Source organism: Pseudarthrobacter sp. MDT1-56 (assembly GCF_059383555.1).
Genome location: NZ_JBWZCK010000004.1, coordinates 31,312 through 45,086 on the forward strand (window position 1 = coordinate 31,312; position 13,775 = coordinate 45,086).

The window sequence follows — 13,775 nt, forward strand, 5'->3', positions numbered from 1 at the left end:
CGTCGCCCTGTCCGCCGCCGCAGAGTGCGACGGACACCTGGCCGCTCATTTCGCGGTTTCCTGGTTAAGCGGCACGGCGCTGACGCCCAGGGCGCGGAGCTGGGACTTCAGGACCTTGCCGGTGGAGTTGTGCGGGAGTTCGTCGGGGAAGAGGATCCGGTCCGGCACCTTGAATCCGGAGAGCAGGCCCTGGACATGGGATCGGATTTCCTCGGCCGTGACCGGGTTGGAGCTGCTGCGGATGACAAAGGCAACTGGACGTTCGCCCCATTTCTCATGCGGGACGCCGATCACGGCCACGTTCAACACCGCAGGATGGCTGCTGATGGCTTGCTCCACCTCAATGGTGGAGATGTTCTCTCCGCCGGAGATGATGATGTCCTTGGCCCGGTCTTTGAGCTGGATGTAGCCGTCCGGATGCATAACTCCGAGGTCCCCGGTGTGGAACCAGCCGCCGGAGAAGGCCTCGGCCGTGGCCTCGGGATCCTTGAAATATCCGAGCATCACGTTGTTGCCCCGCAGCACGATCTCACCCATTGTTGTGCCGTCCGCCGGGACGTCGACCATGTCCAGGTCCACGATGCGCGCCGTCTCGGCCTGCAGCATCCCCACTCCCTGCCGTGAGATCTTCACGGCCCGGTCCTGAGGGGACAGGTCATCCCACTCGGACTGGTACTCGCAGATCGTGTAGGGGCCGTACACCTCGGTCAGCCCGTAGACGTGCACCACGGTGATTCCCAGTGAGTCCAGGGACGTGATGATCGCCGGCGAAGGCGGGGCTCCCGCCGTCGTGATCCGCAGCGGCTTTTTCAGTTCGTGCGCCTGGGGCGCGCCGGCGATGATGCTGCACACCGTGGGGGCGCCGCAGAGGTTAGTGACGCCGAGTGTGTCGATGGCGTCCCAGACTGCATCCGCGCGCACGGCACGCAGGCAGATATGGACACCCGCCACGGCGGTCACTGCCCACGTCGTGCACCAGCCGTTGCAGTGGAACATCGGAAGAGTCCAGAGATAGCGGGTGTCGCCGGTGAATTGATTGTGGATGGTTTCCCCGAGTGAGTTCAGGTAAGCCCCGCGATGTGAATAGAGCACGCCTTTGGGCTTGCCCGTTGTCCCTGAGGTGTAGTTCAGCGTGATGGGGGCGCGTTCGTCCTGGACGCCCCACGGGAGATCTGCGTCCGGGCTACCCGGTGCCGCGAGGAAATCAACGTAGAGGGTAGCGCCGGTTCCGCCCGGGACCTCCGGATAAGGGACGGTGCTGTCGGGCACTTCGATCACGTCGGCCACCTGCGTCAGGCCAAGGTCCAGTCCCGCCACTGTGCCCAGCAGTTCCGAATCGGCAAACAGCAGCCTGGCTTCGGAGTGTTCCAGGATGTACTGGAGCTCCCGGGCGGTCATCCGCGTGTTCAGGGCCACCAGGACGCCCCCTGCGAGGGGAACGGCGTAGTGGGCAATCAGCAGTTCAGGCACGTTGGGACTCAGGAAGGCCACGCGGTCGCCCGGCTGGATCTTGCGCCTGATCGCCTTGGCCAGCTGTTGGGCTTCGGCGGCGAAGTCCGAGTAGGTATAGGAGCGGTCGCCGTGGATGATCGCCGTCTTCTGACCGAAGACCTCGGCGGAGCGCTGGAGGAACCGCAGGGGGCTCAGCGGAGTTTCGTTGGGACGCTCGAGGGTAGTCAAGGCGGGTCCTTTAGGCGAAGGCGCTTTGTCCGGTGACATCGCGGCCGATCAATAGGGTCTGAATGCTTTGCGTGCCTTCATAGGTGTGGATGGATTCGATGTCCAGCAGATGCCGGATCACGTGGTTTTCCAGAAGGATGCCGTTGCCGCCCAGCATGTCGCGGGCAATGGATGCCAGCTCGCGGGCCTTGCGGGTGTTGTGGTACTTCGCCATCGCCGCTTGGGTGGGGCGCATCAGGCCGGCCGCATCAAGACCCGCCAGATGGAAACAATGCAGCTGCATGCTGGTCAGCTCCGAGAGCATGTAGGTCAGCCGTTCCTGGACCAGCTGGAACTTTGCGAGCGGCTTGCCGAACTGTGTCCGCTGCGTGGCGTAGTTCAGCGCGGCTTCGTAGACGGCGGTGGCATGGCCCAGGGCCGACCAGGCCACGCCCAGCCGCGTGGCGACAAGGACCGTGGAGGTGTCCTTGAACGTGCGCGCACCGGGGAGCAGATTGGCCTTGGGGATGCGGACATTGTTGAGCCTGATCCGGGCCTGGTGTATTGCTCGGAGCGACGCCTTCCCGGTGATGGTCTCGGCCTCGTACCCCTCCCGGTCCTGTTCCACCAGGAAGCCGCGGACATCACCGGCATCATCGCGTGCCCAGACCACGGTGACATCCCCCACCGAGCCATTGCCGATCCACTTCTTCTCGCCGTTGAGGATGTACTCCCCGCCGTCGAGTGTGGCGGTGGTTTCCAGTGCCACCGAGTCCGAGCCGTGGTCCGGTTCCGTCAGAGCGAAAGCGCCGAGCTTTTCGCCCCGGCCCAGCGGACCAAGCCAGGTTTCGCGCTGGGCCTCGGACCCGAAGAGTGCAATCGAGCGCATTGCCAGGCCGCCCTGGACTGCGATCACGGTACCCAGCGAACCGTCCCCGCGGGAGACTTCCATGTTGACCAGTCCGGCGCCTAGGGGCGACATCAGGTCCAGGCCCGGGACGTCGATGCCGTCGGCCAGCAGGTTCATGCTGCCCATCCGCTTCGCCAGGTGGGCGGGGAACTCGGCGCGCTCCCAGTAGTCGTTCATCTGCGGCATTGCCTCCGCAGTGAAGGCCCTGGCACGGTTCCAGACTTCACGGTCGGGGGCGGGAATATCCGCAAAGACGGAGTAGTAGTCGGTATCGAGTGGTTCGGTGACGTCATAGTCAGGCATGGCTTGCATCCTTAGCGGGAATTGAGGAACGGGTGAAGGGGGCGGCGCTTGTTTGGACGTTCCGCGCGCCGTGGCTATTCGGAAAAGCCTGTGCCGGGGTGGAAGTCCTGTCCCCACACGCGCCGGGAGGCGCCGCTGAGGTCAAGCATCGGTGTGAGGCCCCCTGGCGCTCCGGGAAGTTGGCGCCGAGCAGCATGCAGAGATCCACTTCCGCCGGTCCGGCCACCACCTTTTCAGCCAGCATCAGGCCCACCTCCTCCGCCAGGGCATCCAGGATCCGCGCCCGGATGGAGTCCGCGCCGGGTGCCGGAGCGCCGGCGACGGCCTTCGGCAGCAGGGCGGCCGCTTCGGGAAGCACGGTGCCCGACTTGTCGAGATAGCCGCGCAGGCGCGCCTGCGCAATGGCGGCCAGGCTGGTGCTGACCTGAAAGCGGTCCGGATATGCGGCGTGCATGGTTTCGCAGATATGCAGCTGGACGGCGGGACCGATCAAACCCAGCAGGGTCAACGGGGTCATTGGCAGTCCCAGCGGATCCAGGGCGTGGTCCGCCAGCTGTACCTCCGCCCAGTCATCAATGATCCGGAGAAGTTCGCAGAACAGCCGGCTCAGGATCCGGTTCACCACAAAGCCCGGCGTGTCCGTGACCATGACCAGGACAGCCGTCTTGCCCAGGAGCCGGGCGAGTGAACAGGCAGTGGCGACGCTGACCTCGTCGTCGTCTTCGGTGCTGATGATTTCCACCAGGGGCAGCACAGCCACCGGATTGAAGAAGTGCAGTCCCACCAGGCGTTCCGGATTGGCCAGTCCCCGACCAATTGCTGCCACGGAAAGGGACGAGGTGTTCGTCAACAGCAGAGCATCAGAACGCAGCAGGGGCTCTACCTCGGCGAAGACAGCGCGTTTGTCGCTCAACTCCTCGAACACGGCCTCAATGACCACGTCGCAGTTCCGGAATTCGCGCTTGTCCACCGTTCCGTGGACAAGGCCGCCAAGATCCCGCGCCGCCGTTGCCGTTAGCTGCCCGCGCAGAACCAGCTTGTCCAGGTGCCCGGCGATCCCGCTAAGTGCCGCATCCACCTTTGCCTGGGACAGATCGGTGATCAGCACCGGAACCCCAAGCTGCCTAGCGAAGAGCAGGGCCAGCTGACTGGCCATGAGCCCGGCTCCGATTACTCCAACGCGCCGGACAGGACGCGGGTCTGCGCCGGGCGAGCCCTGCGGGCCTTGCCGTTCAGCGGCCAGGAGGGCCGCCGCGTACGCGCGGGCCGACGTTCCGGCGACTCCGGAGACAGCTGTGCTGGCCCCCGCGGGCGTGGCAGTTTCAACGACATTGTCAGGAACCATCTCATCGTTCTATCGTGAAACTGAGTCTCACGTCAATAGGTATTGAGGTTCAGCCGAGTGGTTGCGGACCGTCCGAGCCGCCAGTGGAGGTGACCGCCCTCTTCATGACGACGCGCGGCCAGGCCGCCAGACGGTGGGCACGTTCGGACTGCACGATCCGCCGTATGCCTTCCGGCCATTGAGCTTCGGGCACCTCCCGGAAACCCAGGCGCCGGTAGTAAGGGGCGTTCCAGGGAACTTCGTCAAAGGTGGTCAGGGTCAGTCCCTCCAGTCCGCGTGCTGTTGCCCAGCGGGCCGCTTCTTCGATAAGCAACCGGCCAATACCGCGGCGGCCGTACCGGGGGTGGACGGTCACCTGCTCGATATGCGCGAACCAGTCGACGACGTCGAGCAAAATGTAGGCGATCGGTTCATCCGCGGAATCGGTGGCCACCCAGGCCCTGCCATCCTGCTGGTATACGGCCAAGGCATCCAGGGCGGGCGGCGGAGCGTCCGCGATCGCAGCCATGCCGATCAGTCGGAATGCCTCGCCCGCGGCGAGTTCGATGCCGCGCATTTTCGACAGGTCCTCTGCCCGGGCATCCCTGATCATACGGACCAGTCAACCAGACGCAGAGCTACGGCCGTCCGTCGGCCGAGGAAACCGGGCAGTCCGCCGTGAACCTGTCTAGACTGGCGAAATGAGGTCGAATTGGGGGATCTTTCGCTCGGCCGTGGTGCTGGCGGTTGCCGGCACCCTGCTGGCCCGGCGGCAACACCAGCTTGAGTGGACCAGGGTCGGCGGCTCGGACGAATGCGGCGGTCCCATGTCAACACAGCCCATCACCCTCCAACTCCCCGGCCGTCCGCAGTGACCGCGGGCGCCCACGGACGAAAGGACCATCCATGACCTTTTTCCAGGACTTTCCCGTGCCGCCCACTCCCCCACGCGGCAGGGCGGTCAGGTACGTCCCGCCGGTCTGGGCCGGCGCCCCGCTGTACGAGCTTCCGGCCGTCGTCCAGATCGGTCAGTTCCTGCACCAGGGCCCGACGATGGTGATGGCCGTCAAGAGCGCGGACGTCTTCTCAACGGGTTGTTCCTTCGACGTGTCCTGGACCATCCGCCGGGGCGACCAGACCGATGAGGAATGGGCGGACCTCAACGAGATGTTTTTCCGGCCCGGGCCTGGCGCCCGGAGGGTCGCCGGGGGAGCTTCGGTGCTTCTGTTCGGCGCGGCCTTCCCTGACGGTTCAAAGTCCAGCACCGGCGCGCACCCCCACGGATTCTTCGAAGGCACCGAGGAGCCCGATCCGCTGGTGCTCCTGATGAGAAACGGCGGCGGGAACGGCGGCGACGACGAACTTTCCGGCTCCTGCACGCTGTGGCTCTGGCCGCTGCCGACGGTAGGGACCCTTCAGCTGGTCGCACAGTGGAAAGACTTCGGTCTGGAGGAGTGCTCCATCTTCCTGGACGGCTCCCGGCTGCGTGACGCCGCCTCCAGTGTGCAGAAATTCTGGTGACCCCGCTGGTAACGCCTTGCCCAGGAATCCGTTGCGATGGCCGGAAGCCGCGGCGTAGTCTCCCTCCTATCAGTCCATCCGGCGGGAGGATCCATTGACGGCTATGCCGAACTGCGGGCGTTCCGTGCCACCCACCCGCGCCGGTCGCTGACAGTCGGCGGTGTCGAATGGCAGTACATCGCGGGACCCGCCACGCCATATGCCGCGGACGTTCCCGCCGCAGCTGAGGAAGCCAGACCGGCGCTTCTCGTCCTGGGCGGGGGCTTGTCCTTCGGCGATTCCGCGTTCCGCACGATCACCGCTTTCGAACCCCGCTTCCGCGTCATCTCCCCCTCCTATCCCTCGGTGCGGACCATGGCCAAGCTCGTGGCAGGGGTCGCGGCGATACTCGACGCCGAGGGAGTCCCGTCCACGAGCGTTTTTCGGGACGAGGCGTTCTCATCCCAGGCACGTGCGGCGCTCCGGGCTCTCTATCCCGAGGCTGAGGTCCGTCTTTTCGCGGGCGCCGGCCACGGTGTGATGGCAACGCGGGCCGCGGAGTACATCGATACCGTGCGGGACTTCCTGCGTAGACCCTGACGTCGGTTCCTCCGGTTGGGTGTGCCTGTTTCAGCCGCGGCCACCGCAGTATGGAAAAGGTAGAGGGACTGAGTCCGGTGCGATACCGTACGCAGTCCCTTCACCTCCAATTCCGCGGAGCGGGTCAGGCGGTAGGCTAGGGCTCCTTCTTTTCGGGTAGGAACATTGCTTTCTCCAGCGGAGTCACGGTGAGTGATTTGAGCTGGGCGGACCCGCCTTCTGCAAAGAGGGTCATCTTGTCTGCTCCGGCGTTAGGGAATACCTGGTCGGTGATGGTCCGCAGACCGTCCTGGGCGAACACCTCTACCGATGAGCGGTCGAGGTAGATCCGGAGCGTGATATTCCCCTGCGCATCCAGGGTGACGGGGGCGTCCTCGATTGAAGCGAAGGCCGGGTGGAACGCGGTGTTGCCGGATTTGGTGCGGTCAACGAACATCGTCCCGGCCGTGGCGTCGTAGCCGACGACGGTGGCTGATGTTCCATCGCCCAGCACGGTGATGCCGGATTTCTTGGCCGTGCCAGGAGCGAAGCTGATGTCGACGCGTTGGACCTGACCCGAGGCAGCCGCTGGCAGCGGGGTCGTTCCCTCCGCGATCGCGATGCCTCCCATGGTTGAGTAGCTTGGCTTCTGGGCCAGCTTGTCGACCTGCTTGACGGCGCTTTGGGCGAGTCGGGGACCTTCAGGGGTCTGCGTCAGTTTCACTTCACGCGGCAGGGACATGGCGCTGCGCCACGGGTTGGTGGGGATGTCGTTGGCGTAGTCCCAGTTGTTCATCCAGCCCAGCATGACCCTCTTGTCCTCTGGCATGTTGGCGAAGGACACGGCGGCGTAGTAGTCACGGCCGTAGTCCAGCCAGTCATAGGACTGCAGTCGGGTTGTCGCGGGTGCGGAGCTCGCCATGAATTCGTCAGCGAGGATGTGCCCCCAGCCGAATCGGTTGTTGTCGACGACTTTGATGTGCGCCTCTTGGCCGACGAATTCCTTGACATTCCATGAAGCCCAGTCGAGCGTTTCACTGTCGTTTCCGGTGGCCGTTCGCACCACCTGTCCATCGATTACCAGGTTCACGGATTCTTCATCGGACCTGGGCACGGCGGCTGCGTCGGTGAGCATGACATGGTCAAGGGTAAGGTGTCCCCACCCGCCAGTGGCTTGGTCAACGACCCGCAACTGTGCGTTCTGTCCCGCGAATTCGGAGACGTCCCAGCCCTTCCAGTTCAGGATTCCGGCATTGTCTCCTGCCAGGGAGCGGACTACGCTGCCGTTGATGAGCAACTGGACGGCAAGAATCTGTCCGGAGTCCGCGGAGCGGTTGCCGCCGCCGACCAGCATGCTCATGAAATTTTTGGTGATGGGGAATTCCGGTGATGTCAGGGTGCCCTGCCGGTCATCGCCCGGTGCGGTGCCGGTGTCGAAGGTGTTGACCCGCTTGGCCCCGATGTAAAAGTCACCGCCACTGGCGGAGGGCTGGAAATTGGGGGCGAGGTCGCCGGTTCCGGTCCAGTCGGCGTCGGCCAGTGTGGTCCCTGGGGGAACCTCGAAGCCGTTGAACTTGAGCTCGCCCTCGGGTGGGGTGTTGTCCAGCTTGTCGGAGACCCGCGGGTGCTTGCCGCCGCCCACGAGGAAGTTCAAATAGTCATCGGACACCGTAAAGGTTGGTGACTGCATGGACCCAAGCGGCCAGTCGCCGTCGTTGAAGGAATTGATAAGGCCGGTGGCGCCGAATCCGGTTACCGGGCTCTGGCCGGGAAGAGCGCCGGAGGCGGGGGCGTCACTAAAAGGGCCGTTTTTCCAGTTGCCCGGCTCGTTGTTCACCGTCCAGCCGTTGTAGGTTCCGTCGTTGAACCCGGCCAGGACCGTGCCGGGAGGAAGCGCTGCGGCCGGTTTGGTGGTGTCGGAGGTAAACGTGGTGCCATCGAAGCTTCCGACGAAGTACTGTCCGGCGGATCCGCCGGCGACACCGCCGGGATTGATATTGACGACCATGACCCACTTGATGTTGTTCCTATCGCCGTCCACGGCGAGCGGGAACAGGTCCGGGCATTCCCACAGTCCCCCGGTGGCGTTGGCTGGCCCGAATTCGCTCAGCGCCGTCCAGTCCTTGAGGTCGGTCGACTTGTACAGGACAACCTTGTGTTCGGTTGCCTCTACCGCCGTCATCACCCAGTAGCCACCGCCGCCGGGTTGGTTGTACCAGAAGACCTTGGGGTCGCGGAAGTTTGCCGAGTTACGGTCCAGAACCGGGTTCTGATCGTACTGCGTCCAGGTCTGCCCGTCGTCCAGGCTGTAGGCCAGCGACTGCGCCTGCAGGCCCCGATGCGGAGAAGCGTCTTTGTACGCACTGGTAAAGATAGCGATCAGCGGCGGGTTCTCCTTTGTTCCGAAACCGGAGGTGTTGTCCTTGTCCACCACGACGCTTCCGGAGAATATGTCCTGCTGGGCATCGGTGGAGATCGCCAGGGGCTGCTCCTCCCAGTGGACAAGGTCCTTGGACGTGGCATGACCCCAGGACATGTTCCCCCAAGTGTTTCCGGAAGGATTGTGCTGGTAGTACAGGTGGTAGACGCCCTTGTGGAAGACCATCCCGTTGGGATCGTTCATCCAGTTTTTTTCGGGCGTGTAGTGGAAGGCCGGCCGGTAGGGTTCTTCCCCGAGGCTTGTGTCGGCAGACGCCGGCAGGGAACCTGCCAGTGCCGCCGCCAGCGTCAGTCCCGCGAGCGTCAGTGCAGACACGGCTTGCGTCCTGCGGGTGGTTGTTCTCTTCATCTGCTTGTTTCGCCCTTCATCGCGCGCGTTGCCGGTAGACAACGTTGTCAGTGGGAAGGACGCTAAGTTATGTCCGTCAGACAAGTCAACGGTTTTGGCGACTCGGGCAACGCCGGCTGGCGGACACCCGGCTGAAGACTACTCCAGGGGCAGGAGCCAGGTCAGCGCCGACCCCTCACCCTCGATGTGGTGAGCCAGCTCCGCATTGAATCGGGCACCATAATCGGCTCGGATGTGTTCCTGGAACGCGGCTTCATCGCGATAAACCTCGAAGACGAAGTAGTCCCTGGGATTCTCCTCCCCCGTGTACGGAAGGAATAGAACACTGCCCGGTTCCTGCCGGACTTTCTCGGTTAGTTCAAGCATCATTTCGGCCACGCGGGCTTCACTGCCGGGCTTGACGGTGAATTCGGCGTACAGGGTCTTGGTCACGGGTATCCTTCCAAATCAATCGGTTGTTCAGCCATAGATGGCCTCATGATGGAGGACGGATTTCGCCGGAGCCTCGTTGAATCAGCTCAGAGGGAACGACATACGTCCGCGCAGGCTGCTTGTCGCCATCAATTCTGGCCAGCAGCCGCTCCGCTGCCAGCCTCCCGATCCGCTCGGGATGTTGGGCGATGACTGTCACCGCGGGCTCCATCATGTCGGCAAGCGTGAAGTCATCGAACCCTATCAAGGCCACGCGATTGCTCAATCCGAGCTCCCTCAGAGCACGCATGGCGCCGAAAGTGACGAGGTTTTGGCTGGAGAAGATAGCCGTTGGCGGGTCCTCGGCCCTGAGCAGTTCAAGCGCGGCGAGCCGTGCCGCCTCCTCATCATGGAGTCCGTCGCGGACCGGAACCGTCGATGTTGCAATACCGGCCCGGCCCAGTTCCTCGATGAAGCCGCGCCGCCGTTCCCGGGCAGTCTGGATGTCCGTGCGGTCGCCCAGGAAGGCGGGCTTGGTATGACCATGCGCCAGGAATTGGGCGGCTGCCCTGGCGGCACCGATAGCGTTGTCCGTCACCACGGCGTCCGCCTCGAGGCCCACGGGTTCACGGTCGATGAACACCATGGGCAGATCGCGGGAGTGTTCCGGAATGACGTAGGACTGGCTCCGCGCTATGGGAGTGAGGACCAGGCCATCAACCCGCCGCCCGAGGAAGGCGGCCACCAGGGCCTTTTCCCGTTCTGGGTCGTCGTCGAGGCTGGCGGCAAAGACGGCGATGCCGCGGGCCGCAAGAGCGTCTTCCAGGGCCCGATGGATCTCGCCGCTGAACGGGTTGGCCACACTGGGCAGCAACAGTCCGATCGAAAGCGTCTGCCGGCCGGTCCGCCGGAGACTCCCCGCCGCCATGTCCAGCTGGTAGTTGAGCTGCTGGGACGCGTCCAGCACGCGCTGGCGGGTGGCTTCGGAGACGCCCGGCTCATCGTTCATGACGCGGGAAACCGTCTTGATGCCCACGCCTGCCAAGGCTGCAACGTGGCGCATGGTGGGGCGATTCTTCGCGGGGTCCGCCTGGTAACGATTAGACATCGTTGTCACAACATCGTCCTTCATCATCGAATTTTCATTGACTCTACCTTGTGACGCTGGTTACATGAGGCCTGACATCGTTGTCAGGCATCGGAAGTGCCCCGAAAACAGGAGATTCAATGTTGAGTTCCAAAGCCCCGCACACCATGACCCACCGCCTGCTCGCCATGGGCGCAGTACTGACCCTCGGCACCCTCAGCCTCTCCGCCTGCGGCGGAACCTCCACCGCTACCCCCGGAAGCGCGTCCGCCGAAAAGGTCGGCGTGTCCCTGATCGTAAAGACCACCACCAACCCCTTCTTCGTCTCCATGCAGGACGGCGCTAAGGAGGCAGCCGCTGCCGAGGGCGTGGACCTGAAGCTCGCAGCCGGCAAGGCTGACGGTGACGAGGACACCCAGATCCAGGCCATCGAGAACGCCATCTCCAAGGGCGACAAGGGCATCCTGATCACGCCCAACGGCCCCTCCGTCGTGGACGCACTGAAGAAGGCGAGGGATGCGGGGCTGTTCGTCATCGCGCTGGACACGCCGCCGGACCCGGCAGACGCAGCAGACATCACGTTCGCCACCGACAACTTCGCCGCCGGCGAGCTGATCGGCAAGTGGACCGCAGCCCAGCTGGGTGGGCAAAAGGCAACCATTGCCCTCATCGATCTCTTTGACGACAAAGTCGTCTCGGTTGATTACAACCGGGATCAGGGCTTCCTCACGGGCCTCGGCGTCGACACCGCCGACGCCAAGAAGAACGGCGATGAAGCCAAGACCGGCACGTACACCGGCGGCAAGGGAGGCGACTACGAGATCGTGGGCAACCAGGCCTCGCAGGGCGCCGAGGACGGCGGACGCACCGCCATGGAAACCCTGCTCGCCAAAAACCCGAACATCAACGTCGTCTACACGATCAACGAACCTGCGGCCGCGGGTGCTTTCGAGGCGCTGAAGGCCGCCGGCAAGGAAAAGGACGTCCTGGTGGTCTCGGTGGACGGCGGCTGCACCGGCGTCGGCAACATCAAGTCCGGCGTCATCGGTGCCACAGCCCAGCAGTACCCGGTAAAGATGGCCGAGCTGGGCGTCAAGGCAATCGTGGAACTCGCCAAGACGGGCAAGAAGCCGGCCAACTCCGCAGGATTGGACTTTTACAACACCGGCGTCGAGCTCGTCACGGACAAGCCGGCCGACGGCATTAAGAGCATCACCACCACCGAAGCCACCGACATCTGCTGGGGAAAGTAGCCCAGACAGTTCTTTGCCGGGGAGGCCGGCGCCCGCTGCCGGCCTCCCCGCACTGCACCCATCGAGCTAGGACTTCTCTAGCAAACCCCACCGAAGATCAGGATCAATCGTGACCCAGCAACAGACCGCCGGCCCGCCCAGCACCGGGCACGCCGACCTGGCGGAGGAATTCCTTGACCGGCAGACGCCGCTCAGCCGGATTCGGAATATCCTCCACCGTTACCCCGCCGTCAGCCCTGCCCTCGTACTTCTCATCGCGGTGGTCGTGTTCGGCCTCCTCAACGACAGGTTCCTGCGGGTTGAAAACCTCTCCCTGATTACCCAGCAGGTCTCCGTCGTCGGCACCCTGGCCATCGCCCAGACCCTCATCATCCTCACCGCAGGCATCGACCTTTCCGTCGGGGCAGTCATGATCCTTTCATCGATGGTCGTGGCCCAGCTCGCCGTCAACAACGGACTGCCCGCACCCGTCGCACTCCTCGCAGGCCTGGTCGTTGGGCTCGCGGCCGGAGCCCTCAACGGGTTCCTGGTCACCCGGTTCCGGCTCCCGCCGTTCATCGTCACCCTCGGCACGCTGAATATCTTCATCGCCCTGACCCTGCTCTACTCCAACGGCGCGACAGTGCGCGGTTCGGCCATGCCTGACCTGCTCACCTGGACCGGAACCACGTTCCCGGTGGGCCCGGTCAGGATCTCCACCGGTGTCGTCGTAATGCTCCTGCTCTACATCGTCGTCGCGTTCATCCTCGGGAAGACCGCATGGGGCCGGCACGTCTACGCCGTGGGCGATGACAAGGAAGCCGCCCGCCTGGCCGGCATCGCCGTCAACAAAGTCCTCATGAGCGTTTACCTCGCCGCCGGCGCTGTCCTGGCCGTCGGCGCCTGGATACAGATCGGCCGCACCAACGCAGCCAGTCCCAACGCCGGCGTCGACCTGAATCTGGACTCCATCACCGCCGTCGTTATCGGCGGAACCAGCCTCTTTGGCGGACGCGGGTCCGTATGGGGAACCCTCCTGGGCGCCCTGATCGTTGGCGTCTTCCGCAACGGCCTCTCCCTCGCAGGCCTGGACGTGCTCTACCAGACACTCGCCGTGGGCGTCCTCATCATCGTCGCTGTGTCCATCGACCAGTGGATCCGAAAGGTGAAATCATGACCGCCACCCACCTGGAGCCGGCCGGTACCCAAGTTCGGCAGCCCATCCTGCAGGCCCGGAACCTCGTCAAGACCTTCGGCCGCGTCGTAGGGCTGGACGGCGTCAGCCTGGACCTCTACCCGGGCGAGGTCCTGGCGATCATCGGCGATAACGGCGCAGGAAAGTCCACGCTGATCAAGTGCCTCACCGGTGCCGAAATTCCGGATACCGGCGAGCTGATGGTGTCCGGGCAGCCGGTCCACTTCAAACGCCCCCAGGACGCCCGTGCCCACGGCATCGAAACGGTGTACCAGAACCTTGCCGTCTCGCCGGCCCTGGACGTCGCCTCCAACCTGTTCCTTGGCCGGGAAGAACGGCGTGCAGGTCTCCTCGGGAGCGTGTTCCGGATGCTTGACACCAAAGGCATGCGCACGAAGGCCAAACAGGAATTGGCCCGGCTGGGAATCTCCACCCTCCAGGACGTCACAGTGCCGGTGGAGAACCTCTCCGGCGGCCAGCGCCAGGCCGTGGCCGTGGCCCGCGCCGCGGCGTTCGGTTCCAAGGTTGTCGTGCTGGACGAGCCGACGGCGGCTCTCGGCGTCCGGGAATCCAACCAGGTCCTGCAGCTGGTCCGGGACCTCCGGGACCGCGGCCTGCCAGTCATCCTGATCAGTCACAACATGCCCCACGTGTTTGACGTAGCGGACAGGATCCACATCCAGCGCCTCGGCAAATGCGCTGCCACCATCACCCCGCAATCACACACCATGACCGATGCAGTTGCGATCATGACCGGCGCAGCCACCGCCTGATCCACTGCTGCCGC

General features: G+C 64.3%; 13 protein-coding genes. 6 read left to right on the plus strand and 7 right to left on the minus strand.

The window, feature by feature from the left end; genetic code table 11:
- Positions 1–45 precede the first annotated feature (45 nt).
- From AC50YC_RS06805 to AC50YC_RS06820, 4 genes are read right to left on the minus strand one after another with little or no spacing between them, the layout of a single operon-like run.
- Positions 46–1,719: an AMP-binding protein gene (locus tag AC50YC_RS06805; protein ID WP_494952803.1), complete on the minus strand. Its 1,674-nt coding sequence runs from the start codon at positions 1,717–1,719 to the stop codon at positions 46–48.
- Entirely contained in the window at positions 1,691–2,881 is a 1,191-nt protein-coding gene (locus AC50YC_RS06810; protein ID WP_494952804.1) for an acyl-CoA dehydrogenase family protein, read from the minus strand. Before AC50YC_RS06810 ends, AC50YC_RS06805 begins: the two co-directional genes overlap by 29 nt.
- Positions 2,865–4,217, minus strand: coding sequence for a 3-hydroxyacyl-CoA dehydrogenase family protein (locus tag AC50YC_RS06815; RefSeq protein WP_494952805.1), 1,353 nt, complete (start codon positions 4,215–4,217; stop codon positions 2,865–2,867). The genes AC50YC_RS06810 and AC50YC_RS06815 overlap by 17 nt, the downstream gene beginning before the upstream one ends.
- Before the next feature lie 49 nt (positions 4,218–4,266).
- On the minus strand, positions 4,267–4,809 hold the full coding sequence (locus AC50YC_RS06820; protein WP_494952806.1) for a GNAT family N-acetyltransferase: 543 nt from the start codon (positions 4,807–4,809) through the stop codon (positions 4,267–4,269).
- Between the two features lie 88 nt (positions 4,810–4,897).
- Here AC50YC_RS06820 and AC50YC_RS06825 point away from each other — a divergent pair, with 88 nt between their 5' ends.
- From AC50YC_RS06825 to AC50YC_RS06835, 3 genes are read left to right on the plus strand one after another with little or no spacing between them, the layout of a single operon-like run.
- Complete coding sequence (locus AC50YC_RS06825) at positions 4,898–5,071, plus strand: hypothetical protein (protein ID WP_494952807.1); 174 nt, start codon at positions 4,898–4,900, stop codon at positions 5,069–5,071.
- 31 nt (positions 5,072–5,102) lie between these two features.
- Positions 5,103–5,717, plus strand: a complete 615-nt coding sequence (locus AC50YC_RS06830) for a hypothetical protein (protein WP_494952808.1) — start codon at positions 5,103–5,105, stop codon at positions 5,715–5,717.
- A 36-nt stretch (positions 5,718–5,753) separates the two neighbouring features.
- Positions 5,754–6,296: an alpha/beta fold hydrolase gene (locus AC50YC_RS06835; protein ID WP_494952809.1), complete on the plus strand. Its 543-nt coding sequence runs from the start codon at positions 5,754–5,756 to the stop codon at positions 6,294–6,296.
- A 136-nt stretch (positions 6,297–6,432) separates the two neighbouring features.
- On the opposite strand, the gene AC50YC_RS06840 is transcribed toward AC50YC_RS06835, so the two are convergent.
- The 3 genes from AC50YC_RS06840 to AC50YC_RS06850 form a co-directional block, all read right to left on the minus strand.
- Entirely contained in the window at positions 6,433–9,063 is a 2,631-nt protein-coding gene (locus AC50YC_RS06840; protein ID WP_494952810.1) for a GH32 C-terminal domain-containing protein, read from the minus strand.
- Between the two features lie 138 nt (positions 9,064–9,201).
- Positions 9,202–9,495, minus strand: coding sequence for a putative quinol monooxygenase (locus AC50YC_RS06845; protein WP_494952811.1), 294 nt, complete (start codon positions 9,493–9,495; stop codon positions 9,202–9,204).
- Between the two features lie 43 nt (positions 9,496–9,538).
- Entirely contained in the window at positions 9,539–10,537 is a 999-nt protein-coding gene (locus AC50YC_RS06850) for a LacI family DNA-binding transcriptional regulator (RefSeq protein ID WP_494952812.1), read from the minus strand.
- A gap of 164 nt (positions 10,538–10,701) precedes the next feature.
- On the opposite strand from AC50YC_RS06850, the gene AC50YC_RS06855 reads away from it, so the two are divergent.
- From AC50YC_RS06855 to AC50YC_RS06865, 3 genes are all read left to right on the plus strand, one after another.
- A complete protein-coding gene (locus AC50YC_RS06855; protein ID WP_494952813.1) occupies positions 10,702–11,814 on the plus strand; it encodes a substrate-binding domain-containing protein in 1,113 nt (370 codons plus the stop codon).
- 109 nt (positions 11,815–11,923) lie between these two features.
- Positions 11,924–12,970, plus strand: a complete 1,047-nt coding sequence (locus AC50YC_RS06860) for an ABC transporter permease (RefSeq protein ID WP_494952814.1) — start codon at positions 11,924–11,926, stop codon at positions 12,968–12,970.
- Positions 12,967–13,761, plus strand: coding sequence for an ATP-binding cassette domain-containing protein (locus AC50YC_RS06865; protein WP_494952815.1), 795 nt, complete (start codon positions 12,967–12,969; stop codon positions 13,759–13,761). The genes AC50YC_RS06860 and AC50YC_RS06865 overlap by 4 nt, the downstream gene beginning before the upstream one ends.
- Positions 13,762–13,775 lie beyond the last annotated feature (14 nt).

Excerpts from the sequence above, each read along its gene's own strand:
- AC50YC_RS06805 (WP_494952803.1), bottom strand. The coding sequence starts at position 1,719 with ATGTCACCGGACAAAGCGCCTTCGCCTAAAGGACCCGCCTTGACTACC.
- AC50YC_RS06810 (WP_494952804.1), bottom strand. The coding sequence starts at position 2,881 with ATGCAAGCCATGCCTGACTATGACGTCACCGAACCACTCGATACCGAC.
- AC50YC_RS06815 (WP_494952805.1), bottom strand. The coding sequence starts at position 4,217 with ATGGTTCCTGACAATGTCGTTGAAACTGCCACGCCCGCGGGGGCCAGC.
- AC50YC_RS06820 (WP_494952806.1), bottom strand. The coding sequence starts at position 4,809 with ATGATCAGGGATGCCCGGGCAGAGGACCTGTCGAAAATGCGCGGCATC.
- AC50YC_RS06825 (WP_494952807.1), top strand. The coding sequence starts at position 4,898 with ATGAGGTCGAATTGGGGGATCTTTCGCTCGGCCGTGGTGCTGGCGGTT.
- AC50YC_RS06830 (WP_494952808.1), top strand. The coding sequence starts at position 5,103 with ATGACCTTTTTCCAGGACTTTCCCGTGCCGCCCACTCCCCCACGCGGC.
- AC50YC_RS06835 (WP_494952809.1), top strand. The coding sequence starts at position 5,754 with ATGGCCGGAAGCCGCGGCGTAGTCTCCCTCCTATCAGTCCATCCGGCG.
- AC50YC_RS06840 (WP_494952810.1), bottom strand. The coding sequence starts at position 9,063 with ATGAAGAGAACAACCACCCGCAGGACGCAAGCCGTGTCTGCACTGACG.
- AC50YC_RS06850 (WP_494952812.1), bottom strand. The coding sequence starts at position 10,537 with ATGCGCCACGTTGCAGCCTTGGCAGGCGTGGGCATCAAGACGGTTTCC.
- AC50YC_RS06855 (WP_494952813.1), top strand. The coding sequence starts at position 10,702 with ATGTTGAGTTCCAAAGCCCCGCACACCATGACCCACCGCCTGCTCGCC.
- AC50YC_RS06865 (WP_494952815.1), top strand. The coding sequence starts at position 12,967 with ATGACCGCCACCCACCTGGAGCCGGCCGGTACCCAAGTTCGGCAGCCC.